Raw genomic sequence first — 26019 nt, 5'->3', positions numbered from 1 at the left:
TATGATTTCAAATCAAATACTTCAAAATACAATCGAAGGCTTAAAAACAATATCCAGAGCGGATCTTTGCATTATGGATATTGAGGGAAAAGTTCTGGTATCGACCTTCGCAGAACAGGTTGCCAGCAGTGCGGAAGTATTGAGTTTCGTTGAATCGCAGGCGGACAGCCAGGTGATCAAGGGGTTTCAGTATTTCAAGGTGTATGATGAACACCAGCTGGAGTACGTACTGATCGCAGGCGGCGGAAGTGAAGATATCTATATGATTGGCAAGCTGGCGGCATTCCAGATTGAGAATCTGTTGATTGCCTATAAAGAGCGTTTTGATAAAGATAATTTTATCAAGAACCTTCTGCTGGATAATCTTCTGCTCGTCGATATCTATAACCGTGCGAAAAAGCTACATATCGAAGTGAATGCCAGAAGGGTTGTATTTATACTGGAGACTAATCAGAGTAAGGATTACAATCTGCTGGAATGTATTAAAAATATGTTCCATGGAAAGAATGGCGATTTCATCACGGCAGTCGATGAGAAGAATATCATTATCGTCAAAGAACTGTCGGAGACCGATGGATATGACGAGATGAATAAAATTGCGGTTTCCATTCTGGATACGCTTGGTTACGGTACGGTAGGCGAAACCCACATTGCCTATGGAACGATCGTGAAAGAACTGAAAGAAGTTTCGAGATCCTACAAAGAAGCCAGAATGGCACTGGATGTCGGAAAAATCTTTTTTGGTGACCGCGATGTCATCGCTTACAGTTCACTCGGTATCGGTCGTCTGATCTATCAGCTTCCGATTCCGCTGTGTAAGATGTTTATCAAGGAAATATTTGCTGATAAATCACCGGATGATTTTGATGAGGAGACTCTGGTGACAATTAATAAGTTCTTTGAGAACAGCCTGAACGTTTCTGAGACATCCAGACAGCTGTATATTCACAGAAACACACTGGTATATCGCCTGGACAAGCTTCAAAAGAGTACCGGACTGGATCTGCGTGTATTTGAGGATGCCATTACGTTTAAGATTGCGTTAATGGTAGTGCGGTACATGCAGTACATGGAAACCTTGGATTACTAGTCAGGAGGAAATTATGATTACGTTAAAGGGCGTAAGCAAATCCTACGGAAAAGGCCAGCCGGCCATTGACCGAATGGATTTGCAGATTGATAAGGGGGAATTTGTTTTTGTTGTGGGGAACAGTGGATCCGGGAAATCCACATTGATTAAACTGCTTTTAAAAGAGCTGGAACCCACAGAAGGCACAATTGAGGTTAACGGTCAGATTCTTAATACGATGAAGCGCAGAAAAGTACCAAAATACCGCCGCGGGGTCGGTGTCGTATTTCAGGACTTCCGTCTGCTCAAGGACAGGAATGTCTTTGAAAATGTTGCATTTGCTCAGCGTGTCATCGAACGCCCAAACAGGGTGATTAAAAAAAGAGTACCGGAGGTTCTTACTCTGGTAGGACTGGCAGAAAAATATAAGTCATATCCGAAAGAGCTGTCCGGAGGTGAGCAGCAGAGGGTTGCGCTGGCAAGGGCCCTTGTCAACAGACCGAATATACTGCTCGCGGATGAGCCTACGGGAAATCTGGATCCTAAAACTTCATTTGAAATTATGAAGCTTCTGGAGGAAATCAACGAGCGTGGAACAACCGTATTGGTCGTTACTCATAACCGTGACATCGTAAACACAATGAAAAAGCGTGTGATCGCGATGAAGAAAGGCGTCATTGTAAGCGACGAACAAGAAGGTGAATACCATGCGAATTAGTACGATTGGATACAGTGCGAAGCAGGGTGTTGTCAACATTGGCAGAAATATTATTTTTTCACTTGCTTCCATAGCGACAATAGCAGCCTGTGTTTTTCTGTTTGGACTTGTGTTTTCTATTGTTATCAATTTTAATTATATTGTCAAAAATGTGGAGGAGGGCGTATCCATCACCGTATTCTTTGATGAGGATGCTGACCAGGCAACGATTGATGCGATTGGAGAACAGATTAAGGCGCGTACGGAGGTTACAGAGGTAGAATACGTCTCTGCACAGCAGGCCTGGGACGAATTTAAAAAAGATTATTTTAAAGACGCTGAGGATGCTGCGGAAGGGTTTGAAAATGATAATCCACTCAGCAATGCAGCCAACTATGTTGTTAAAGTTGACAAGATAGAACATCAGGCTGATCTGATTACATACATTGAAGGTCTGAACGGTGTCAAGAATGTCAATCATTCTGAAGGAGCGGCGAATACGCTGACTACGTTTAACCGTCTGCTGGGAATGATCTCTGTTGCGATCATCGGCATTCTGCTGGCGGTTGCCATCTTCCTTATCAGCAATACGGTATCAGTCGGCATAGCTGTCCGAAGAGAAGAGATCGGCATCATGAAACTGATCGGAGCTACAAATGGATTTGTCCGTGCACCGTTTATCATAGAAGGGCTGATCATTGGTCTTATCGGTGCGGCAATACCTCTTCTCATCCTGTATTTTATGTATAATAAGACGATCGGGTATATTCTGGAAAGATTCAATGTGCTGAGCAGTATCGTATCATTCCTGGAAGTGCGCCAGGTATTTGAAGTACTGGTTCCGGCAGGTCTGATTCTTGGAATGGGTATCGGACTGATCGGAAGTGTGATTACTATCAGGAAACATCTCAGAGTATAATATACAAATGATTGATTGAAAGAAATGAGGGCTTCAAAGGACATATGTCTTTTGAAGCTCTCCTGTTTGGAGTGCTTATGTCGAATAATAGAAAAAACAGCCTGGAGTGTTTTATTCTCGGTGTGATGGTTACGATACTGGTGTTTCTGATGTACCGTTTTGTGGATACGACATTCCTGCAGGGGAGGGGCGACACATCCCCGGAGAGCAGGACTGCCAGAGCGAAAGTCGAGGAGATCGACGGTCTTATTGAACAGGAGTATCTGTTTGATGCGGATGGAGATGATCTGTCACAGGGAATGTATGCAGGTCTTGTAGAAGGGCTTGGGGATAAGTATTCCCGCTATTATACAAAGGAAGAGTATGAGGCCGTGCAGCAAAGTAATGAGGGTCATTACGAAGGCATAGGGGTCGTGATGATGCAGGATAAGGATTCCGGTATGGTTCAGGTGGCACACTGTTATGAGGGAAGCCCGGCTGCTGAAGCAGGGGTTCGGGAAGGTGATATCATCTACAAGATCGGAGACACGGTTGTTGCGGATAAAGATTTATCCGAGGTTTCAGATGCCATCAAGGACAGTGAAAGTGATGTTATTCATCTGACGGTATACCGCCAGACGGAAAAAAGATATATAGAAGTGGATCTCGAAAAAGCTGAAGTCGAGATACCTGCAGTATCTTACAAGATGCTGCAGGATGAGGTGGGCTATATTGTCATCTATCAGTTTACCGCTGTCGTACCGGAACAGTTCCAGAAAGCGTGTCAGCTGCTTACAGAACAGGGGATGAAGCGGCTGATCGTGGATCTGAGAGACAATCCGGGAGGTCTTTTGACCTCTGTATGTGACACGCTGAACTCCTTTATGCCAAAAGGACTTCTTGTATACACCGAAGACCGGAATGGAAACCGCACAGAACACTTCAGCGAGGGGAAAACACCGCTTGATATACCGCTTGTTGTGCTCGTCAATCAGAACAGCGCGAGCTCTGCGGAAATATTTGCGGGAGCTGTGAAGGATTACGGCGTCGGGACGCTTGTCGGTACGACGACGTACGGAAAAGGAATCGTTCAGAAAACATTTGGATTAAATGACGGCAGTGTGGTGAAACTTACGGTTTCCAGCTACTATACGCCAAACGGGATCAATATACACGGCACCGGGATCGAGCCGGATGTAGAGGTTGAACAGCCGGAAGATGCCACGGAAGATCTGCAGCTGGAAAAAGCACTGGAGTTAATTTGTAAAGAATAAACAGTTGTGAATTGAATTTCATCTGAAAAAGTGGTATGATGGAACAAAAACAGGGAGGGGATTATGCAGAAATTTGTTATTACAACGGACAATATGGCCGATTTACCGGAAACATATTACGGAGAGCATCAGATTCCTTACATGTATCTGCCGTACACAATGGATGGAGAGACTTATCGGAAAGAAAATGAGCTGAAGTCCAGTGATTTTTATAACAAAATGAGAAATGGTTCTATGCCTACGACATCACAGGTCAACTCTGAAGATGCGAAGGAGCTCTGGAAGCCATTCATAGAGGACGGATATGATATTTTGCATATTGCATTTTCTTCAGGGCTGAGCGGAAGTTATAACAGCTGCCGGATTGCCGCTGAGGAGATAGCGGAAGAGTATCCGCAGAGAAAAGTGACAGTGATCGATTCATTGTGCGCATCACTGGGAGAGGGACTGTTCGTTCATCTCGCCGTGAAGATGAAGGAAAGCGGAAAGTCCATGGATGAGATCATCGAGTGGCTGGAAAGCCATAAGATGAATCTGTGTCATGTATTTACGGTAGATGATCTGAATCATCTTCACCGTGGAGGGCGTGTATCTAAGATGACCGCTGTCATCGGTACCATGATCAATATCAAGCCGGTTCTTCACGTGGATGAGGAGGGACATCTGATCGCAGTCAGTAAAGTTCGGGGAAGGAAACGTTCTCTGATCACGCTGGTCAATATGATGGAAGAACGCCTGAAAGATTACACCGGGGGAAAAAGCAGCGTCTTCATCAGCCATGGTGACTGTCTGGAAGATGCACAGTTCGTGGCGAAGCTGGTGAAGGAACGTTTCGGAACAGAAGATATTCTGATTAATCCGGTTGGATCTACGATCGGAGCACATTCAGGACCGGGAACAGTCGCACTGTTTTTCCTTGGAAGCTACAGATAGCTGTTAACGACATACTGCCAGAGGCTACTGCAGTTATGCAGTAGTCTTTTTTTGTCCAAATAAATCATATATCTAAAAAAAACTGAATTTTTATGCAAAAACTTCCGAATTTGGAATGTTTTTAAATGTCGAGGATTCTATTTCGAATTTAATTTTTCCTATAATTAAATAATTAAACGAAATTATTTAAACACAGAAGGGGATAACATGGAAGTTGATAGGATTGAAGGGTTAAAAACAGGAGAGGTGCTTCTTACGCTTACTGAGAATTCATGCACCATAGGTGCAGCACAGGAATATGGGACGTGCTGCTTTGGGTGTGAGGTGCACAGCGGACAGGGATGCGGCAAAAGTGAGCAGGCATGGAGGGAAAAAGCTGGTCAGCTGCTGCTGGAATTTGGTGTTTCTGTACATACGAAGGGATATGTATATTTGTGTCAGGCAGTCGGTATGGCAGCAGCCAGCCCGGGAGAGACGATTTGGGTGACAAAAGAGATTTATCCTGCTATTGCAAAACGTGAGCGTGCGACGGCAGCAGGAGTTGAACGCGCCATCAGATATGCAGTTACAGGAATCTGGGATCACGGAAACTGGAAGCTTTACAGCAGCATTACACAGAATCTGGCGGTCAGCAAGCCGACAAACGGGCAATTTATTCTTCAGGTTGCAAAATATCTGCATGAAGGCATGAGGATGTAACCGATTAAAATGAATATAAATAAAAGCAGGTTTCCAGGATCAGCCGAACCCGGAAATCTGCTTTTTATTTTTGATGATCTGCATATTCATTTGCAAGATGCGCAAATTCAGTGCGTACACTCCTGAAGCTCTCCAAAAGCCTGGGTGAAAAAGTACCGCATTCACCGTTCAGGATCATATGGAATGCCTGTTCTTCGGGGAGCGCCTTTCTGTAAACACGATCCATAGTGAGTGCATCATAACAGTCTGCGATTCCCACAACCTGAGCACAGACTGGTATTTGATCAGACGTCAGTCCGTCAGGATATCCTTTTCCGTCCCAGCGTTCATGGTGATAGCGGCAGATATTATATGCGTACTGCAGGTATTTCTCATCCCCGACACGCTTCAGGGTCTTTAGCATTTCACAGCCTTTTGTAGTATGGGTCTTCATGACCTCGAATTCCTCATCTGCCAGCCGGCCCGGCTTATTGAGTATCGAATCCGGGATGGCTATTTTGCCGATGTCATGCATGGAGGATGCGCTGGCTATGATATCGATGTCTTTTGTATTCAGACCGAGGTCTGTGCAGTGTCTGGTTACTTCCTGCAGCAGTGTTCTTGTAAACAGACGAATTCGCTGAATATGCTGTCCGGTCTCCAGGCTTCGGTACTCAATAATTGATGAAAGTGCATCAACCATGACCGTATTAGATTCACGCAGTTTGACGGCCTGTTCTTCGATGATCTGTTCCTGGTAAAGTTTTCGGTGGTTCAGTTCTATCACATTCTGTACTCGGCGTTTTACCACATGAGGTTCAAATGGCTTCATGATGATGTCGGAAGCGCCGAGATCAAATGCTTTCACTTCATTTTCGGAAGAATCCTCTGCAGTGATGATTATGACGGGAAGTTCAGAGAGAAGACCATCTTTTTTTAATTCCGTCATAACCTGATAACCGTCTTTGACAGGCATATTCAAATCCAGCAGTATGATCGCCATGCGTTCGTGATATTTGCGGGCAAGTGTCAGAGCCTGGTCGCCATTTTCTGCTTCCAGGAGACGAAAATCATGTTCAAACAGGCCGCAGAGTATCACGCGGTTAATCTCGATATCATCTACAATTAAAATCGTATCTCTGGTTTTCATCAGCTAAATCTCCATGGTACTGCTGATAGCAGCCACTGCCGCATCATATGCCTCTTTTGCAGCGGGAAATAAATCCTGAGCCTGCGCAGCATTATCTGAGCGCAGTTCAACTACGATCTGAGAACAGAGGTCGAACAGTCGTGTCAGTCCAAGATTTCCGGCGACTCCTTTCAGAGTGTGGGCAGCGAGCAGTGCATCATCATAACGTTCTTCTTTCATTGCACAGGAAAAAAGTTGCATGTTCTCATCCTGCAGAAATTTATGCAGAAAACGAATATAAAGACCGCTGTTTCCGGAAAAGCGGGCAACAGCAGCGTCATAATCAATACCAGCAATCTGGAGAATAGTTCTCGAATTTTGATCCATTTTATTGGTACTCCTTTAAAGGGTATATATTAGTAAATATTATAGCATATATTTTTGCGTATTGTAAACATAATCTGAGGGCGGTAAAATATTAATGTTTTTGAGCGAATGATATGATAAACTGTAAAATGACGGATAATAATAACAGCGGTCTGCAGGAGGAAGAGATGAAGTATAAGAGAATGATGACAGTGGTTCTGATCATACTGGTTCTGATAGTATATATTTCTTTTGTCTGTGTTCCTTACCGGAAGCAGGAAGGGGTTACAGCGAAGACGAAAAACAGTTTTGATTCCTCTGATTTCTATGGAGATCACCTCTGCCAGGACCGTGCGGCAATTCTGTTTCAAAATGATGAGGCATTGGAGGAGAGGATTCGTTTAATATCCAACGCTTCTGAAAGTATTATACTGTCAACATTTGATTTTAAATCTGATAACAGCGGAAAGATCATGCTGTCAGCTTTATACGATGCCGCGATGAGAGGCGTGAAGGTCCAGCTATTGCTGGACGGCTTTTCATATTTTATACATGTGATGGGGGATCCATATTTTAAGGCGCTGGGTACTCTCAAAAATGTAACCATCAAAGTATATAATCCGATCAACATCCTGAAGCCGACTAAACTGATGGCCCGTATGCATGATAAATATCTGATAGCAGATGACACTGCATTTATTCTGGGGGGACGCAATACATTTGATTATTTTCTGGGAAATGATACAGACTATAAGAATTATGACTGGGACGTTTTGATATACAATGCGGGCAAGACGCAGGGGTCTTCCGTAGAACAGGTAAAGACATATTTTAAATCGGTCTGGGAGCTTTCTGAATGTAAAATTGTAATGGATTCAGTGCCTGCATTTTCAAAAGAAAAGATCAGAGAGAGCGGAAATGAACTGGTGGAACTGTATGGAAATATGCGGTCAGAACACGGCGGGTGGTTTGAAGAAGCAGATTATATGGAAATGACAACGGAAACAAATCAAATCCGTCTGATATCAAACCCAATTCAGGCTGCGGTAAAAGAACCGGTCTTATTTTACAACATGACGGAGCTGATGATGCAGTCTTCGGAGAAAATAGTATTCCACACCCCATATATATTGTGTAACGATTATATGACAGAAAGGCTCACAGAACTTGGCAATACAAATGAAGATGTATGGATGATGACAAATTCAGCTCCAAATAATGGAAATCCATTTGGAGCCGTTGATTATCTGATCCATAAAGAAGAAATTGTGGATACTGGTATCAACATCATGGAATACGATGCGGGAGTATCATATCATGGGAAATGCTTCACGATCGGAGACAGGCTGACGGGAATCGGATCATTTAACTGGGATATGCGGAGTGCATACATCGATACGGAATTGATGCTGGTGGTCGACAGTACATCTTTGAACACGAGCATGCGCAAATATATGAAAACGTATGAAGAGGATACGCTCATTGTGCAGGACGAAGTGACATATACACTGGCACCGGGACAGATTCCGCAGAAGATCAGTCCGAAACGTCTGGAAAAAATCCGCATGCTGTGGCCGCTGGATGAGTGGTTTCGTCATTTGATGTAACTTAAAATGCAGAACAAACATTCGGATGTGCCCTGTACTTTATCTATGCACTCTGTTATAATCAAACTATATAAACTTTTATCGGACCACCATGGAGGTAAAATACATTATGGTTAATCAAGGACATTCGCAATCCGCATCGCTGCCTGCTGATGAAACCCGCATGAAAGGGGGGGCTGGTTTCAGACTGCATTCAGAATACCAGCCTACGGGCGACCAGCCGCAGGCGATAAATCAGCTTGTGCAGGGATTCAGGGAAGGCAATCAATGTCAGACGCTGCTCGGCGTTACCGGATCCGGCAAGACATTTACGATGGCAAATGTCATTCAGCAGATTCAGAAACCGACGCTGATCATTGCACATAATAAGACTCTGGCAGCCCAGCTCTACGGCGAGTTCAAAGAGTTTTTTCCGGAGAATGCAGTTGAATACTTCGTGTCCTACTACGATTACTATCAGCCGGAGGCCTACGTCCCATCCACTGACACCTATATCGCGAAGGATTCCGCTATCAATGAGGAGATCGACAAGCTGCGTTTGTCGGCAACGGCCGCTCTGAGTGAGCGGAGGGATGTTATCATCATCTCCAGTGTGTCCTGCATCTACGGGATCGGCAGTCCGAAGGACTATCAGAATATGATCATTTCTCTGCGCCCCGGTATGGAAAAAGACCGTGATGCGGTGCTGAGAGAACTGATTGATATACAGTATGACCGGAATGACATGGATTTTCACCGCGGCACTTTTCGCGTGCGTGGAGACGTGGTGGAGATCTTTCCGGCGGATGCCACAGATATCGCATACCGTGTTGAGTTCTTTGGGGATGAGATTGAACGGATTACGGAAATTGACACTCTGACGGGGGAAATACTGCATGAGATGAATCATGTTGCAATTTTTCCGGCATCACATTACGTTGTTCCCATGGATAAAATACTGGCTTCGGCAAAGGAGATCGAAGTTGAGCTGGAAGAGCAGGTCCGTTACTTTAAGAGTGAAGACAAGCTGCTGGAGGCACAGCGTATACAGGAACGGACCAACTTTGACCTGGAGATGATGAAGGAGACGGGATTCTGTTCCGGCATTGAGAATTATTCGCGTTATCTCGCAGGCCTCAGGCCGGGAGAGGCACCGTATACCCTGATGGATTACTTTGAAGATGACTATCTTCTTATCATTGACGAGTCACATAAGACTGTTCCGCAGATTCGCGGAATGTATGCAGGCGATCAGTCACGGAAGTCGACTCTGGTAGATTATGGATTCCGCCTGCCCTCGGCAAAAGATAACAGGCCGCTTAATTTCACGGAATTTGAGGAGCACATTGATCAGGTGATGTTTGTATCAGCGACTCCGGGAGATTATGAAGCGGATCACGAGATGCTGCGCGCGGAGCAGATCATCCGTCCAACCGGGCTTCTGGATCCCGATGTGGAAGTGCGCCCTGTGGAAGGCCAGATTGATGATCTGGTATCCGAAGTCTATAAGGAAGTCGATAAGCATAATAAAATTCTGATCACTACTCTGACGAAGCGCATGGCTGAAGATCTGACAGATTATATGAAAAATCTCGGTATTCGGGTAAAATACCTGCACTCGGATATCGATACGCTGGAGCGGACGGAGATCATACGTGATATGCGTCTCGATGTGTTTGATGTGCTTGTGGGAATCAATCTTCTGAGAGAGGGGCTTGATATTCCGGAAATCACCCTGGTTGCGATACTGGATGCGGATAAAGAAGGGTTTCTGCGTTCTGAGACCTCGCTGATCCAGACGATCGGACGTGCGGCAAGAAATGCGGATGGCCATGTCATCATGTATGCCGATAATATAACGGATTCCATGAAAGTGGCGATTGAGGAGACAAAACGGCGCCGGGAGATACAGGAGGCATATAATACAGAGCATGGCATCACTCCAAAGACTATTCAGAAAGCCGTGCGTGATCTGATCAGCATCTCAAAAGAAGTGGCGAAGACAGAGAAGAATCTGGCAAAAGATCCGGAATCTATGAGCAGGAAAGAACTGGAACAGCTGATTGCGAATCTGGAGAAACAGATGAAAGCGGCAGCTGCAGATTTAAACTTCGAGGTTGCAGCAGAACTGCGCGATAAAATGGTGGAGCTTAAGAAGAATCTGGAGGATATTGAATAAAACAGTTGACAGAATGATAAGGGTTGTGATAAAGTAAACAAGTATGAAAAACAAAGAAGAGTATCCACTCTCACCTTAGCACAAATGAGTGACTATGGTTAATATTGAAATAATAAGTCATTATTATGCGATATGAATAAGTGGATAGTCTGTCTATCTACTTATTTTTTTATTTATGGAGGTGCACAACTATTAGCGATTTAATGATTAATGAGCAGATCCGCGACCGGGAAGTAAGACTGGTTGGAGCGGACGGGGAGCAGATGGGAATCATGTCATCCAAGGAGGCATATAACATTGCGGTGGAGGCCGGACTGGATCTGGTGAAGATTGCGCCGACAGCAAAACCGCCGGTATGCAAGATCGTGGACTATGGCAAGTACAAATATGAACTGGCGAGAAAAGAAAAAGATGCCAGAAAGAAACAAAAAACCGTCGACGTAAAGGAAGTTCGCCTGTCTCCAAACATTGATACAAACGATTTAAACACGAAGGTCAATGCAGCCAGAAAGTTTATCTCCAAAGGGGATAAAGTGAAGGTGACTCTGCGTTTCAGAGGACGTGAGATGGCGCATATGCACAGCAGCAGGTATATTCTGGATGATTTTGCAGAGAAGCTGTCTGATATTGCAGTGGTAGAAAAAGCACCAAAAGTAGAAGGCAGAAGTATGACGATGTTCTTAAGCGAAAAACGTCAGTAAAAACATATATTCAAGGAGGACGACAAAATGCCAAAAATTAAAACAAGCAGAGCAGCTGCAAAGCGTTTCAAAAAAACAGGTACAGGAAAATTAGTAAGAAACAAAGCTTATAAAAGCCATATCTTAACCAAAAAATCTCAGAAGAGAAAAAGAAATCTGAGAAAACCGGCTGTTACGGATGAGACAAATGTAAAGAACATGAAGAAAATTTTACCTTACATTTAAGATAGAGTCGAAGGAGGAATATAAGAATGGCAAGAATTAAAGGCGGCTTAAACGCTAAAAAAAGACATAACAGAACACTGAAACTGGCAAAGGGTTACAGAGGAGCCAGATCAAAACAGTACAGAGTGGCAAAACAGTCAGTAATGAGAGCCCTTACAAGCTCCTATGCAGGCAGAAAACAGAAAAAACGTCAGTTCAGACAGCTGTGGATCGCACGTATCAACGCTGCGGCAAGAATGAACGGTTTATCATACAGCAAGTTTATGCATGGTTTAAAATTAGCTGAAGTAGATCTGAACAGAAAAGTTCTGGCAGATATGGCAGTTAATGATGCTGCAGGATTTACAACTCTTGCGGAACTGGCAAAATCTAAAATCGCATAATAGTAAAATGTTACGATCCCGGAATCTAAGTTCCGGGATTTTTTAGCATTCTATTCTGACAGAGAACCTTCATATGATATAAGGAAATACATGGAGGAATTTCCGGATGAAATTTTGGAATGTTTATAAAAAACTGCAATGGATACTGCCGGCGCTGATGCTGCTGGCAGTTTCTGTTCTATGTCTTGGCAATGCACGAACAGATGTACAGGAGGCGTCGTCCGAAGTGATGGAAAAGCCGAAAGTAGCGTTGACATTTGATGATGGACCGCATGAAGTATATACCCCCCAGTTGCTGGACGGACTTGCAGAGCGAAATGTAAAGGCCAGCTTCTTCCTGCTTGGAAAGCAGATACCAGGGAATGAGAAGATTGTAAAGAGAATGTATGAGGAAGGACATCTGGTGGGAAATCACGCTTATAAGCACGTGCTTCTTACCAAGTTACCGAAAGCGGAAGCATGTGAGCAGATCCAGACGACATGTGAGCTGATCAGACAGATCACCGGTGAATATCCTGCATATATCCGCCCGCCTTATGGAGAATGGGACGATGAACTGGACTGTGGAATACCGATGATCCCGGTGTTCTGGAACATTGATTCCATGGACTGGGAGCTTAAAAACACGAATGCTGTTTTAAAACGTGTTTTGCCCTGCGTCAAAGAGGGAGATATTATACTGATGCATGACAGTTATGACACAACTGTTGAAGCAGCGCTGCAGATTGTGGACGAATTGACGAAATCAGGTTATGAGTTTGTCACGATTGATGAGATGTTATGTGAATAGTGGTTAAAATATCATAATATATTTCCAAAAAAATCGGTAATAGTGTTATATTGTTCCTTTACCTGCAAATATTCATATGGTATAATACAAACGAATAAGAACCAGGGGGATAATTCTAATGATAATTATCGGTGAAAAAATAAACGGTTCCATTCCATCCATGGCGAAAGCGATCGCCGCACGTGATGAAGAATGGATCAAAGACATTGCAAAAAAAGAGGCAGAGGCGGGCGCAACATTTATCGATGTGTGCGCATCTGTTGATGAAGAGGTAGAAGTTGAGACGCTGAAATGGATGATCGGCCTCGTGGAGAGCGTGACAGACCTTCCGATCGCAGTGGACAGCCCGAGTGCAAAAGTGTTAAGTGAAGCATACAAGTGCTGCAGCAGACCGGGTATCATCAATTCCGTATCCATGGAAGGTGATAAGATTGATGAGCTGTTCCCGATCGTAGCAGCTAACCCGGGATGGGAGGTAGTCGCACTGCTGTGTGATGACACCGGAATCCCGCAGACAGCGGAGAAGAGACTGGAAGTATTCGGAAGGATTATGGAGAAAGCAAAAGAGTACAATATCGATCCGAGCAGGATCCATATTGATCCATTGATTGAAATGCTGTGTACATCAGAGGACGGCATCGCAATGATCACAGAAGTGATCAGCACGATCCGCGCACAGTACCCGACCATACATATCACGGCAGCAGTCAGCAACATCTCCTTTAACCTGCCGGCAAGAAAACTGGTGAACTTAGGATTTACCGTACTTGCAATGAATGCAGGACTGGACAGCGCGATCCTGGATCCGCTGAACAGGGACATGATGGGACTCATCTATGCGACAGAAGCACTTCTGGGACTGGATGATTACTGCATGGAATATATCGGAGCCTACAGGGAAGGCCTGATCGGTCCTGTGCAGAAATAAAGCAGACGAGCAAAGCAAGTTTTCATTGCCGATTGCTTCGGCCTGTCAGATTTTTTAAGTAACAATCGAAGGATAAGTTTTGAGGAAAACTTATTTTTTGATAGATAGCAAAAACAAAATACAAAAAAGAAGCGGAGGAATTTAACATGTCACCAAAAATTCAGGAAGTTGCAGATTTAGTAGCAAAGGGAAAAGCAAAATTAGTTGGACCAGCTGTACAGGCAGCATTGGATGATGGATGTGATCCTACAGAGATTCTGAACGGCGGAATGATCGACGCAATGGCAGTTGTTGGAGAAAAATTCAAAAACAACGAGATCTTCGTACCGGAGATGCTGGTAGCGGCAAGAGCAATGAAAAAAGGTGTAGAAGTTCTGAAACCACACCTCTCAGCAGGAAGCACAGGAGCAATGGGTAAACTGATCATCGCGACAGTAGCAGGAGACCTTCATGATATCGGAAAGAACCTGGTAGCAATGATGATCGAAAGCGCAGGATTTGAAGTGATCGACCTCGGAGTAGACGTGCCGATCGAAAAAATCATCGAGTGCTACAAAGCAAATCCGGATACAAAGATCGTATGCCTGTCCGCACTGCTGACAACAACCATGCCGTCCATGAGAGACACAGTTGCAGCGCTGAACGAATCAGACTTCAGAAGCAATATCAAGATCATGGTAGGCGGAGCACCTATCACAGCAGAATTTGCTGATGAAATCGGAGCAGACGGATATTCAGAGGATGCAGCTTCAGCAGCTACTCTTGCAAAAGAATTAGTAAAATAATAGTATTACATAGAAAACGCACTGCAGATTCTGCAGTGCGTTTTTACATGTTTTTATATTTTTATGTTTCTGAGCTGCTGCGCTGTTGTTTGCGGTACTGACTTGGGGTGACACCCAGCTTATCTTTAAATGTTTTTGTAAAAGCAGGGAAATTCGGGAATCCACACTCCTCACTGATGCTTGAGAGGGTGTTGGATGTGTTTTTTATCAATTCACAGGCGTGTGTAAGACGGCAGCGGATAATGTATGCATTCGGGGTAGTGCCGTATATCTCTTTGAACAGACGGGTAAAGTGGCGTTCCGAAAGATGCGCAATGTTGGCCAGGTCTTTTACGGTAAGCGGCTCAAAATAGTGGGTCTCCAGGTAGTTAAACGCATCCTCCATAAACTGGTAGCTCTGGTGCGATGCTTTATCAGTCTGCACGTATTCATTGGAAATAATAGTCAGGAGACAGATAAAATACTCTCTCACAGATATATTATAACCGGGTTTCTTTTCCGTAAACGTATAGTAAAGCAGGCTGCTGAGCAGGCTCACCAGTTCCAGATGACTGTCTGACAGAATCAGAACACTGTTGAAAATATGGTGATAACGGTAATAAGCGGTGCTCATAAAAAATGACTGAAATCCTATCAGCTTTTTGAGTGGCATGTTTGATCGCGCAATACTGTCAAGATCGAACACATAGCGGTAGAATTTCAGTTCCCGGACACCGATAAAACCGTGCCGGAAGCCTGGCTGTATCGCAATGATGTAGCCGCGTTCCACAGGGAAGAGCGAACCCTCCACAGCGCAGATGGCATCCCCGCCCATAATAATGATCAGCTCATAATAGGAATTATCACGCATCGGAGTGTTGCCGGTATAAAGTCCTTTTTCTACGTACAATTCTATATTAAGTTCCGGTACTGGTTTGTCAATTCGTGATATCATATCCTGATTATAAGTGAAAGACTTCTTAAAGTCAATAAATCATGGCTGAAATATATAAAAGTAAGTCTGAAAAAGCACATGAATTAAGACAAAAATAGTGGTATATTGATGTCAATGAATGAAGGGACGGAACAGGCAACAGGGATTATAAAAAAAGAAAAAGGAGTAATTATCATGAACGAAGAAAGAATATCAATTGAGGATTTATGTCAGGAGGATCTGAAAGCCGGAAGCAGTGCGGAAATACGCTATGCACATAAGAATGATGTGGAAACACCGGAAATGAGAGAGCATTACGATGACTGGTCATACAGCAATCATTATTAATTGTCTTGAATGCTGTCGAAAATAATATTATAATGTATAAAGAGGCATCACACAAGTGCTTTGTGTGGTGCTTTTTGACTTATCGGAAAGCAGGCGGAGGATCTCCCTAATGAGATTCTTTTTATAACTGGACTAACTGGGGGAAAATGACATGGAAAGTATCATTAAAATTACGGAATTTCAAAAGAACATTGAGAAGGAAACGGTACTGAAGCTTATGGACTGTAAGGAAGACAGCCCTATTTATGAAGAAGTACAAAAAGAATTTGCAGAGCTTAAGCACGAGGTGGAGCGAAGGCTGGAACCAGGGGCGCTGATCGGGTTCGGAAAAGTCACAGGTGAACTGGCATGCGATAAACTGAAAGCAGATGAGGAGGTCATCTATGTCCTCGCAACAGTGGGGAAGGAAGTCAGCAGATACAGCTCCGAATTCTTTGAGGAAGGTGATTTTTTGAAGGGCATGCTCGCAGATGCCATGGCGGATGCCTGTCTGTTTGCGATGGATCATGAGATTGAGGCGGTTTTGAAAGAGGAATGCGCCAGGAGGAAGATCGGAATTGTGAGCCGTCTTGAAGCGCCGAACGATATTCCGATGAATGCCCAGAAGATTGCATTTGATGTGCTGGAAGCTGATGAGAGGCTTGGGATTGCCATAAGTCCATCGTACATGTATGATCCGGTAAAGACATCCTGTCAGGTAATGCAGATAACCGATGATGCCTCTGTTTTTCGGGCTCAGCATAACTGCAGAAAATGCAGTGCAAAGAACTGCAGTATGAGAAAGATACAGCCGGTCACCATCACCGTTAAAAACAAGGATAAAGAAATCGTTGTGGTCTCTGAAGAATATGAAAACATCCTGGCTGCAATCAACAGGCAGGGGGCCTATTTCAGTGCAGTCTGCGGGGGAAAAGGAAACTGTGGAAAGTGTAAGATCCGGCTGGTAGAAGGAGAGTTGGATATCACTCCCTCGGACCGGAAGCATTTTACGGAGGAAGAACTTGAACTGGGATATCGTCTTGCCTGCCGGGCATATCCGGCGGAAGACTGTGTGATCACCATGGATGTGCAGGATGAAGAAGGATTCTCCATACAGATAGGCCACGGTGAAGACCAGCAGGAGCATGCGGCTGTGGATGAGGCAGGTTATGATATCGCTGTTGATATCGGCACGACCACGCTGGCATTTCAGCTCGTTGGCAAGACTGGGAAAAAGGCGGTAGGTTCTTTTGCAACACTGAATCGCCAGAGGGCGTTTGGTGCGGATGTTATTTCCAGAATTCAGGCTTCCTGTGATGGCAAAAAAGACGCACTGCGCAGGAGTATCCAGGAAGATCTGATGACGGGGATAAAGGCACTTGTGAAGAATGCGGGGATTGGGCCCGACCAGATTGACAGGATCGCGATAGGCGGTAATACGACGATGGGACATCTGCTGATGGGATATTCGTGCGAGGGACTGGGGTTATTTCCGTTTACACCCGTTGACATCAGCCTGATAGAAAGGCCATTTCATGAGGTACTGGAGAATGATTACTGTAAGGCAGAAGTGATTCTGCTTCCGGGAATCTCGACATATGTAGGCGGCGACATTGTATCCGGGCTTTATGACTGTGAGTTCGATACGAATGAAAAGACAGCACTTCTGGTGGATCTTGGGACAAACGGAGAGATGGCAATAGGTAACCGGGACCGTATTGTATCGACTTCAACGGCTGCGGGGCCGGCCTTTGAGGGAGGTAATATTTCCTGGGGCATGGGTAGTGTGCAGGGGGCGATCTGTAAAGTAGAGATTGAAGACGGCAGGGCCAATGTGGCTACGATCGGTGATAAGATGCCGGTCGGCCTGTGTGGAACAGGGGTCATTGAGACAATTTCCGAGCTGATCGAACATGAACTTGTCGATGAGACAGGGCGCCTGGAGGAGGAATACTTTGAGAAAGGATACTTCCTTGCAAAGACTGCGGATGGCAGAGATATTACGTTCACTCAACAGGATGTGCGGGAAATTCAGCTGGCAAAATCTGCGGTCCGTGCGGGTATTGAAGTACTTCTGAGAAGATTTGGCGTTACTTATGACCAGGTGGACGCAGTTTATCTTGCAGGTGGTTTCGGCTATCATATTAATCAGGAGAAAGCGATGGTGCTGGGACTGATCCCAAGAGAATTTGATGGCAAGATAAAGGCTGTCGGAAACAGTTCGCTTGGCGGAGCACTCCGTTATCTGATCAACGATGATTCGAAAGAAAAACTGGAAATGATTCTGGAACATTCATCTGAAATCGACCTGTCTACGGATGCAGATTTTAATGACCTTTATATGGAGCATATGTTTTTTGAATAGGATAGGATGACGATGGATTTATTTGATTACGTAAAAGAAAAGACTCTGGAGCAGGAATCTCCTCTGGCATCCAGGATGCGCCCGCTGACGCTGGAAGAAGTGGTGGGGCAGGAGCATATTGTCGGTGAAGGAAAGATGCTTTACCGGGCGATCAAAGCGGATAAGCTTGGTTCCGTCATTTTCTACGGTCCTCCGGGAACCGGAAAAACGACACTTGCCAGAGTGATCGCAAACACGACCAGCGGTGAATTTCAGCAGCTGAATGCGACGACTGCCGGGAAAAAGGATATGGAGGAAGTCGTCAAACATGCCAAGGATATGCTGGGGATGTACCGTAAGAAAACAATCTTATTTGTGGATGAGATTCACAGGTTCAACAAAGGGCAGCAGGATTATCTGCTTCCGTTCGTGGAGGACGGAACCCTGGTTCTGATCGGGGCAACGACAGAAAATCCTTATTTTGAAGTGAACAGCGCGCTGTTGTCACGCTCGGTCATTTTCGAACTGAAGCCGCTTGAGAAGAAAGATATCATGCAGCTCCTTGAAAAAGCGGTGACGGATGAAAAACGGGGAATGGGTATGTACCGTGCCGTACTGGAAGAAGATGCAAAGGAATTTCTGGCTGATATTTCCGGCGGTGACGCCAGGACAGCGCTGAATGCCATAGAACTTGCCATTTTGACGACGCAGCCGTCTGATGACGGGAAGATCCATATCGACCTTGATACGGCATCTGAGTGTATACAAAAACGTGTGATACATTACGATAAGACCGGTGATCAGCATTATGATACGATCTCCGCGTTTATTAAAAGCATGAGAGGATCGGATCCCGATGCAGCTGTTTATTATCTTGCAAAAATGCTGACGGCAGGTGAGGATATTAAATTTATCGCCCGGCGTGTGATGATCTGTGCGTCGGAGGACGTGGGCAATGCGGATCCGCAGGCTCTGGTGGTTGCGGTGGCAGCCTCACAGGCCGTAGAACGTGTTGGAATGCCGGAAGCGCAGATCATCCTGTCACAGGCAGTTACGTATGTTGCCTGCGCACCGAAAAGCAATGCCAGCTGTCTGGCGGTGTTTGCAGCGGCACAGTCCGTGCGGGAGAAAAAAACTTCAGTTCCCCCGCATTTGCAGGATGCTCATTATAAGGGCTCTGCAAAACTGGGAAGAGGAACCGGCTACCAGTACGCCCATGATTTCCCGAATCACTATGTCAGGCAGCAATACCTGCCGGATGAGATCGCGGGGGCTGTTTTCTATGAGCCGACGGACATGGGGTATGAAAAAAATATCAGAGAGCATCTGGAATATATAAAGAAGAATTCCAGATAAGAGAAATTGACAAACATGTATTGATGTGGTATCATGCACAGATAATGATATACGCCTGTCTCGGCTATGGAGGCTATAGATTTTACTGTTTCTGAGTGATCAAACAGTGAATCTATAGCCTTTTCGTTTGTCCGGCAGGAATACAGGCAGATGAGGAGGAAATGAATTTTGGAACAGTCTTATATGAAAGAACGGTCGGTGCTGCCGCTGCTTCTGTCGATGTCGGTCCCGATGGTGATCTCCATGCTGGTCAATTCACTGTATAATATCGTGGACAGTATATTTGTGGCAAAAATCAGTGAGAATGCAATGACAGCGCTGTCACTTGTATTTCCGGTACAGAACCTGATCAATTCCATTGCAGTGGGATTTGGGGTTGGGATAAGTGCTGTGATTGCGATCTGCCTTGGCGCACAGAAGCAGAGGCAGGCGGATACGGCTGCCTCACAGGGGATGCTGTTTGCCATACTGCACGGTATGATATTGACTGGCGCATGGCTTTTTGGAATACAGCATTTCTTGAAGATGTTTACGGAAGACGCTGACATTATTCAGGAAGGATGGAAGTATTCATCCATCGTTATCAGTTTTTCTGTGGTGATCATGGCGGGTATCACGTTCGAAAAGATATTTCAGTCAGTGGGAAAAATGAAGATTACAATGATCGGCATGATTTGCGGGTGTGTCGTAAATATTATACTGGATCCCATTATGATATTCGGTCTGGGGCCGGTTCCGGCGCTTGGCATCAGAGGCGCGGCCTGGGCTACAGGGATCGGGCAGACGGTCACTCTGGCGATCTATGTTGCTGTCTATGCTGCAAAACCACTGAACGTGAAGCTGCGCTTAAAAAATCTGAAATGGGATCGCGCTGTCTGCACGAGGCTTTATACAGTTGGAATACCGGCAGCTATGAATATGGCTCTGCCGTCTCTGCTGATTTCCGCATTGAATGGAATACTGGCGGCTTATTCTCAGACATATGTCGTTGTGCTTGGTGTTTACTATAAACTACAGACATTCCTTTATATGCCTGCAAACGGGATCGTACAGGGTATGAGACCCCTGATCGGTTATAATTACGGGGCCGAAGAGAAACAGCGTGTAAAAAAGATTTATAGAATTGCTCTGACACTGATCGCAGTGATAATGGGTGTGGGAATGCTGGTATGCCTGGCGCTTCCGGATTATCTGATGGGGATGTTTACGGAAAATCCGCAGACGGTGGAAGCGGGAACTCTGGCTCTCAGAACGATCAGCGCAGGGTTTTTGGTCTCTGCTGTATCTGTAACCTCAGCGGGAGCACTTGAAGGTATCGGCAAGGGGGTTCCATCCCTGATGATCTCCCTGCTGCGCTATGTGATCATTATCATACCGGCAGCTTTTTTACTGAGTCGTATATCGGGTGCTGCCGGCGTATGGCATGCATTCTGGATTGCAGAGGCCGTCACTGCACTTGCTGCGTATATGATTTACCGCAGGGCGTCGGGACAGACGTCTGATCATTCCTGATATGACAAGGGAGCATTATATCATCAGCTCATTCATCAGATAAGCATAAATCTCCTGGCTTTTTTTTGACCAGCTGCCGCAGATGGCTTTTGCATTGGATTCTTCGGGGACGGTAAGGTTCAGTTCGATCAGCGTACTGGTCCCTTCCCGTACCTGGCAGCGGACAGTGTATTCCTGCTCCGGAGTCTTGTAGTAATCAGAGAGAACAGAGACTTCATTGCGCAGCTCGTAAGAATTTTCATCCAAATATCGGTTGATATCCTCTTTGATAGGATCCGGTATCTGGTTATCAAAATACGTGATCGTCTTTTTGCCCTCGTCGGTCATACGGTAGTAGGAAGTGTTACGGATAACTTCAGCCGTCACAAGATCTGCTTCCAGCATTTCAGAAATTGCCTGCTGGAGGTGAAAATAGCTTGTGTATTCCTGACCGAGAATAAAATCAGAAATCTGCGCATTCGTCAGCGGGAAACTGACTTTGCGCAGCATATATAAAATAATCAGTTTATAGAGAGTCAATGCCTCTGCCATTAAAAATCTCCTTTCTATGTGTGATAAAGTCTGCCCTGCCACGTATTTTCTGCCTTCATGCGGCGGTGCAGTTCATTGAGGACGGTGCGTTTTGCACTGCTCCATTTGGGAGCAATCAGCAGATCCCTGGGACCGTCTCCTGTCAGCCGGTGAATCACAATATCCGGTGACAGATGCTCAAGGCATGAGATGACAAGTGTCAGATACTCGTCCATATTAAGCGTCTGAAAAAGACCTGCCTCATAGTCTCTGGCCAGATCGGTACCTCTCAGAACATGAAGCAGCTGGAGTTTTATCCCCTGAATGGAACAGCTGTTTAAATAATGAATGGTATCAAGGACATCCCGGCTCGTTTCTCCGGGGAGCCCCAGGATCAGGTGTACGATGACATCGAGTCCGTGTGAATGGAGATCCGTTACGGCTTTCTCGAAACAGGGCAGGTCATACCCCCTTCGGATATAGCGTGCAGTAGTCTCGTGCATGGTCTGAAGGCCAAGTTCGATCCAGACAGGTTTTATCCGGTTCAGGGAATCCAGAAGACGGATGATGTCGTTGTCCAGACAATCGGGGCGTGTGCCGATGGACAGTGCAGCGATGTCTGGATGTGAAAGGGCTTCTGTGAAAATGGATTCCAGATACGAGACAGGGGCATACGTATTGGTGTATGCCTGAAAATAAGCGATATATTTGCGGACCGGGCGTTTTTGGGTCAGAACGGCCTTCTGCTCTTCAATCTGCTGCGAAATAGAAAGCTCTTTATCTGCAGCGAAATCACCGGACCCTCCGGCGCTGCAGAAAATACATCCCCGCGTATCCAGGGTTCCGTCTCTGTTGGGACATGACATCCCGCCGTTTAAGGCGAGCTTATATACCTTTTCATGAAACTGTTCTTCCAGCATGGAATGAAAAGAGTGATAAGGTTTATCCAGCCATTTCATATCATCTCAGTCCCCGTGTCATTTGATGTTCAGACGCTCAAAGACCATTTCATATCCGTCGTTCCCGTAGGTGAGGGAGCGGTTTACACGGCTGATGGTTGCGGTAGACGCACCTGTTTTCTCGGAAATTTCCAGATACGTTTTTTTCTGCTGCAGCATTTTTGCTACTTCAAAGCGCTGTGACAGTGACAACAGCTCATTGATCGTACATACGTCTTCAAAAAAAGTATAACATTCTTCTTTGGTTTTTAAACTCAAAATTGCGTCGAAAAGCTGATCGACAGCTTCTGTATGAATCGTTTTGCTCATAAGAATACTCCTTACACAATATTATGTGCCTACCTGCATATTTTAACACGTTAAAATTTTGGTGTAAAGAAGAGTAGAATAAAAAACTGCTGCAAAACGAAAATAATTCGTATGCAGCAGTAAAGATTTCGTTTACTTTTTTTCAGAAGGAAAAAGATCGATCAGATTCTCAATGATCTGCTTCTTTACATAGACGTCAAAGCTGAGCAGGCAGATAAATGAAAACAGCTGAAGAAAGCCCTGTTCTTCTTCCGGAGCGTCAGTGAAGGTCTCCGTCGACGTCTGATAATATTTGCGGACATCCTCTTTCATGGATTCAATCTCTGATTTTTCCAGGCTGAATACTTCATTGTAAATATCTGTCAGACTGATGCCGTCTCCTTCCTGAAAATACTTATCCGTGATCGGTCTCAGCAGCGACTGGATGTCATTTATGGACAGAATACTTTTGAAATAATAGATGAAGATCAACAGCAGAATGTGTTCTGTGGAATATTTCTTCTTTTCGGGTGGAGGCAGAAGATTATTCTTCGTGTAATTGTTGATCATCGTTTTTGTCAGGATTTTATCACTTTCATACCGTTTGGAGGCAGCCAGCTGAGCATCCATAAAAGTGGTTACCTGATCCATATATAATGGGATGTTCGGTACGTCCCCGGGTTTGATATAATCGATGCGTGAAATACTCTCAAGGATACTGTTGATAATATCATTTGTGTCAATTGTCATTGGATGTGTCACCTCATAAAAATATCGGATAGTCTATGAATTATATTATATAGTTTTTAATACTAGATGACAAGAGGTTTTTTGCCCTTTGTTTGCGGGGGACCGTCTAAACTGTTTGCATTAATACTCCGCAGGTAATATAATAGAACGTGCGGGTAGATGTTGAAAAAGAAAATGAGATGGAGTTTACATAATTTATGAGTATTTATGACAGTTTAAATCCACAACAGCAGGAAGCTGTGTACTGTACAGAGGGACCACTGCTGATTCTGGCAGGGGCGGGGTCAGGAAAGACACGTGTTCTGACACACCGGATATCCTATTTGATAGAGGAAAAAGGTGTAAAGCCATGGAATATCATGGCCATTACATTTACAAATAAGGCTGCGGGAGAGATGAAAGAGCGGGTTGAAAATACAGTGTCATTCGGTGCGGACAGTGTCTGGGTGAGCACTTTTCACTCCAGCTGTGTGCGGATTCTGCGCCGTTATATTGACAGGATCGGATATGGTACAAGTTTTACCATATATGATTCGGATGACTCCAAGTCTGTGATGAAAGAAGTCTGTAAAACGCTGAATATCGATACGAAACTTTATAAGGAACGCATGCTGCTTTCAGCAGTATCATCGGCAAAGAATGAGATGATAACTCCTGAGGAATATGAGCGCAATATCGGGGGAGAGTGGAATAAAAAGACCATTGCGCGTGCGTACAGAGAATATCAGAGCCGTCTGAAAAAGAGCAATGCTCTTGATTTTGACGATCTGCTGATGAAGACTGTGGAACTTTTTGAAAGCTGTCCAGACATTCTGGAGTTTTATCAGGAACGTTTTCGCTATCTGATGGTTGATGAATACCAGGACACGAATACCGTTCAGTTTCGCTTTATCAGCCTGTTGGCAGGGAAATACAGGAATCTCTGTGTAGTGGGAGATGACGATCAGTCTATATACAAATTCAGGGGAGCTGATATTGGAAATATTCTTGGATTTGAAAAGGTATTTCCGGATGCGAAGGTGATTCGTCTGGAGCAGAATTATCGATCCACCCAGAATATTCTGGATGCGGCGAATGAAGTTATCAAGAATAATGTGGAGCGAAAAGAAAAAACGCTCTGGACTGACAACGAAAAAGGCTATCCCGTGCGGTTCCGACAGTTTTTGAATGCATTCGAAGAGGCAGAATTTATTGCCGGGGATATCAGAAAGCAGGTTCGGGACGGAGATGCAGCATATAAAGACTTTACTATTCTGTACCGGACCAATGCTCAGTCGCGGTTGTTCGAGGAAAAATTTCTGATGGCTAACATCCCATACCGTCTGGTGGGCGGAGTGAACTTTTATGCTCGTAAAGAGATTAAAGATCTGCTGGCGTATTTAAAGACGATTGATAATGCGCAGGATGATCTGGCCGTAAGAAGAATTATCAATGTGCCGAAACGGGGGATCGGAGCGGCAACTCTCACGAAAGTGCAGACGTATGCGGCGGAGCGGGACATGAGTTTTTATGAGGCACTGGAGGATGAGGGGATCAGTGCTGCTGTGGGACGCAGCAGCGGAAAGCTGGTTCCGTTTGTCAGTCTGATTCAGCGGATGCGGTCTCAGCTTGAGTATCTGTCTGTCTCAGAGCTTTTGAAACAGGTAATTGATGAAACCGGTTATGTGAAAGAGCTGGAGGCAGAGGAGACGGACGAATCCCGTGCCCGGATTGAGAATATAGATGAGTTGCTTACCAAAGCGGTGACGTATGAGGAAGAAAATGATACGCCGACGCTTGACGGTTTTCTGGAGGAGGTCGCACTCATAGCTGATATCGACACTGTGGAAGACGGAGATGACAGAGTACTCCTGATGACGCTTCACAGTGCCAAGGGACTGGAATTTCCGTACGTTTATATGGCGGGGATGGAAGACGGTATTTTCCCAAGCTATATGACAATCACATCGGATGATCCGTCTGAGATTGAGGAAGAGAGAAGGCTGTGCTACGTCGGGATTACACGGGCAATGAAGGGTCTGACTCTTACAAGTGCACAGCAGCGGATGTTACGGGGAGAGACTCAATACAATAAGGTTTCCCGTTTTATCAGGGAGATTCCAAGGGAACTGGTTGATGTGGGACATGAGATCAAAGAGCGCGAGAGTAAAACAGACCAGATGCTGGCTAGCAGCAGTTACCGTCAGATGAAAGAGGCGTTCAGAGCTCAGGTTTTTCAGCCTCAGCAGTTTAAAGTGACGAAGGCGGAGCGATTGGATTATGCGGTCGGGGATACGGTGCGTCATGTCAAATTCGGCACAGGTGTGGTGGAATCAGTTGTTGAGGGTGGAAAAGATTTTGAAGTGACAGTAAATTTTGAAAAATATGGAATAAAAAAAATGTTTGCTGCTTTTGCTAAACTGAAAAAAATTCCAAAAGCTTAAAATTCAGATTTTTGTG

Annotated in this window: 26 protein-coding genes; 19 read left to right on the top strand and 7 right to left on the bottom strand. The window is 45.0% G+C overall.

The window, feature by feature from the left end:
- Position 1: 1 nt before the first annotated feature.
- From MCG98_RS16785 to MCG98_RS16760, 6 genes are all read left to right on the top strand, one after another.
- Positions 2–1090 carry a helix-turn-helix domain-containing protein gene (locus MCG98_RS16785; protein WP_028528606.1) on the top strand — a complete coding sequence of 363 codons (1089 nt, stop codon included), beginning with the start codon at positions 2–4 and terminating at the stop codon, positions 1088–1090.
- A gap of 13 nt (positions 1091–1103) precedes the next feature.
- The gene (gene ftsE / locus MCG98_RS16780) at positions 1104–1787 is read left to right on the top strand and encodes a cell division ATP-binding protein FtsE (RefSeq protein WP_240303008.1); all 684 of its coding nucleotides are present in this window, start codon (positions 1104–1106) and stop codon (positions 1785–1787) included.
- Positions 1777–2685: a permease-like cell division protein FtsX gene (gene ftsX / locus MCG98_RS16775; RefSeq protein ID WP_240303007.1), complete on the top strand. Its 909-nt coding sequence runs from the start codon at positions 1777–1779 to the stop codon at positions 2683–2685. Before ftsE ends, ftsX begins: the two co-directional genes overlap by 11 nt.
- A gap of 77 nt (positions 2686–2762) precedes the next feature.
- Positions 2763–3938 carry a S41 family peptidase gene (locus tag MCG98_RS16770; RefSeq protein ID WP_240303006.1) on the top strand — a complete coding sequence of 392 codons (1176 nt, stop codon included), beginning with the start codon at positions 2763–2765 and terminating at the stop codon, positions 3936–3938.
- A 63-nt stretch (positions 3939–4001) separates the two neighbouring features.
- Positions 4002–4871 carry a DegV family protein gene (locus MCG98_RS16765; RefSeq protein WP_240288972.1) on the top strand — a complete coding sequence of 290 codons (870 nt, stop codon included), beginning with the start codon at positions 4002–4004 and terminating at the stop codon, positions 4869–4871.
- Between the two features lie 207 nt (positions 4872–5078).
- A complete protein-coding gene (locus MCG98_RS16760; RefSeq protein ID WP_240288973.1) occupies positions 5079–5570 on the top strand; it encodes a sporulation initiation factor Spo0A C-terminal domain-containing protein in 492 nt (163 codons plus the stop codon).
- A 64-nt stretch (positions 5571–5634) separates the two neighbouring features.
- Here MCG98_RS16760 and MCG98_RS16755 read toward each other — a convergent pair whose 3' ends face one another.
- Together MCG98_RS16755 and MCG98_RS16750 are read right to left on the bottom strand one after the other, a co-directional pair.
- On the bottom strand, positions 5635–6699 hold the full coding sequence (locus MCG98_RS16755) for an HD domain-containing phosphohydrolase (protein ID WP_345891690.1): 1065 nt from the start codon (positions 6697–6699) through the stop codon (positions 5635–5637).
- Positions 6700–6702: 3 nt separating this feature from the next.
- Positions 6703–7065, bottom strand: coding sequence for an Hpt domain-containing protein (locus tag MCG98_RS16750; RefSeq protein WP_240288974.1), 363 nt, complete (start codon positions 7063–7065; stop codon positions 6703–6705).
- Between the two features lie 167 nt (positions 7066–7232).
- Between MCG98_RS16750 and MCG98_RS16745 the strand changes: the two genes are divergently transcribed.
- From MCG98_RS16745 to MCG98_RS16710, 8 genes are all read left to right on the top strand, one after another.
- On the top strand, positions 7233–8651 hold the full coding sequence (locus MCG98_RS16745; RefSeq protein ID WP_240288975.1) for a phospholipase D-like domain-containing protein: 1419 nt from the start codon (positions 7233–7235) through the stop codon (positions 8649–8651).
- 163 nt (positions 8652–8814) lie between these two features.
- A complete protein-coding gene (uvrB, locus tag MCG98_RS16740) occupies positions 8815–10809 on the top strand; it encodes an excinuclease ABC subunit UvrB (RefSeq protein ID WP_240288982.1) in 1995 nt (664 codons plus the stop codon).
- A 203-nt stretch (positions 10810–11012) separates the two neighbouring features.
- Positions 11013–11510, top strand: coding sequence for a translation initiation factor IF-3 (infC, locus tag MCG98_RS16735; RefSeq protein ID WP_240288976.1), 498 nt, complete (start codon positions 11013–11015; stop codon positions 11508–11510).
- Between the two features lie 27 nt (positions 11511–11537).
- Positions 11538–11735, top strand: a complete 198-nt coding sequence (gene rpmI, locus MCG98_RS16730; RefSeq protein WP_028528597.1) for a 50S ribosomal protein L35 — start codon at positions 11538–11540, stop codon at positions 11733–11735.
- Between the two features lie 26 nt (positions 11736–11761).
- A complete protein-coding gene (gene rplT, locus MCG98_RS16725; protein WP_240288977.1) occupies positions 11762–12118 on the top strand; it encodes a 50S ribosomal protein L20 in 357 nt (118 codons plus the stop codon).
- A 106-nt stretch (positions 12119–12224) separates the two neighbouring features.
- The gene (locus tag MCG98_RS16720; RefSeq protein ID WP_240288978.1) at positions 12225–12908 is read left to right on the top strand and encodes a polysaccharide deacetylase family protein; all 684 of its coding nucleotides are present in this window, start codon (positions 12225–12227) and stop codon (positions 12906–12908) included.
- 118 nt (positions 12909–13026) lie between these two features.
- Positions 13027–13836 (top strand): methyltetrahydrofolate cobalamin methyltransferase, encoded by an 810-nt coding sequence (locus tag MCG98_RS16715; protein ID WP_240288979.1) that lies wholly within the window; start codon positions 13027–13029, stop codon positions 13834–13836.
- Positions 13837–13982: 146 nt separating this feature from the next.
- A complete protein-coding gene (locus MCG98_RS16710; protein WP_240288980.1) occupies positions 13983–14621 on the top strand; it encodes a corrinoid protein in 639 nt (212 codons plus the stop codon).
- Positions 14622–14682: 61 nt separating this feature from the next.
- Here MCG98_RS16710 and MCG98_RS16705 read toward each other — a convergent pair whose 3' ends face one another.
- Positions 14683–15555 carry an AraC family transcriptional regulator gene (locus tag MCG98_RS16705; RefSeq protein ID WP_240303005.1) on the bottom strand — a complete coding sequence of 291 codons (873 nt, stop codon included), beginning with the start codon at positions 15553–15555 and terminating at the stop codon, positions 14683–14685.
- 174 nt (positions 15556–15729) lie between these two features.
- On the opposite strand from MCG98_RS16705, the gene MCG98_RS16700 reads away from it, so the two are divergent.
- From MCG98_RS16700 to MCG98_RS16685, 4 genes are all read left to right on the top strand, one after another.
- On the top strand, positions 15730–15882 hold the full coding sequence (locus MCG98_RS16700; protein WP_156887916.1) for a hypothetical protein: 153 nt from the start codon (positions 15730–15732) through the stop codon (positions 15880–15882).
- 151 nt (positions 15883–16033) lie between these two features.
- Entirely contained in the window at positions 16034–18226 is a 2193-nt protein-coding gene (locus tag MCG98_RS16695; protein WP_240303004.1) for an ASKHA domain-containing protein, read from the top strand.
- Positions 18227–18238: 12 nt separating this feature from the next.
- The gene (locus tag MCG98_RS16690; protein ID WP_240303003.1) at positions 18239–19561 is read left to right on the top strand and encodes a replication-associated recombination protein A; all 1323 of its coding nucleotides are present in this window, start codon (positions 18239–18241) and stop codon (positions 19559–19561) included.
- A 168-nt stretch (positions 19562–19729) separates the two neighbouring features.
- On the top strand, positions 19730–21073 hold the full coding sequence (locus tag MCG98_RS16685; RefSeq protein ID WP_240303002.1) for an MATE family efflux transporter: 1344 nt from the start codon (positions 19730–19732) through the stop codon (positions 21071–21073).
- 15 nt (positions 21074–21088) lie between these two features.
- Here MCG98_RS16685 and MCG98_RS16680 read toward each other — a convergent pair whose 3' ends face one another.
- The 4 genes from MCG98_RS16680 to MCG98_RS16665 all read right to left on the bottom strand — a co-directional run bounded on the left by MCG98_RS16680 (position 21089) and on the right by MCG98_RS16665 (position 23580).
- Positions 21089–21604 carry a DUF4364 family protein gene (locus MCG98_RS16680; protein WP_240303001.1) on the bottom strand — a complete coding sequence of 172 codons (516 nt, stop codon included), beginning with the start codon at positions 21602–21604 and terminating at the stop codon, positions 21089–21091.
- A gap of 14 nt (positions 21605–21618) precedes the next feature.
- The gene (locus tag MCG98_RS16675; RefSeq protein ID WP_240303000.1) at positions 21619–22542 is read right to left on the bottom strand and encodes a TIGR01212 family radical SAM protein; all 924 of its coding nucleotides are present in this window, start codon (positions 22540–22542) and stop codon (positions 21619–21621) included.
- An 18-nt stretch (positions 22543–22560) separates the two neighbouring features.
- Entirely contained in the window at positions 22561–22851 is a 291-nt protein-coding gene (locus MCG98_RS16670) for a YerC/YecD family TrpR-related protein (RefSeq protein ID WP_240302999.1), read from the bottom strand.
- Positions 22852–22983: 132 nt separating this feature from the next.
- The gene (locus MCG98_RS16665) at positions 22984–23580 is read right to left on the bottom strand and encodes a DUF1836 domain-containing protein (RefSeq protein WP_240302998.1); all 597 of its coding nucleotides are present in this window, start codon (positions 23578–23580) and stop codon (positions 22984–22986) included.
- 197 nt (positions 23581–23777) lie between these two features.
- Between MCG98_RS16665 and pcrA the strand changes: the two genes are divergently transcribed.
- Complete coding sequence (pcrA, locus tag MCG98_RS16660; protein ID WP_240302997.1) at positions 23778–26003, top strand: DNA helicase PcrA; 2226 nt, start codon at positions 23778–23780, stop codon at positions 26001–26003.
- Positions 26004–26019: the final 16 nt, after the last annotated feature.

The organism is Ruminococcus sp. OA3 (assembly GCF_022440845.1).
Lineage (GTDB): Bacteria > Bacillota > Clostridia > Lachnospirales > Lachnospiraceae > Ruminococcus_G.
The sequence above is the reverse complement of the archived record's forward strand: the minus strand, read 5'-3'. Positions and strand labels throughout refer to the sequence as shown.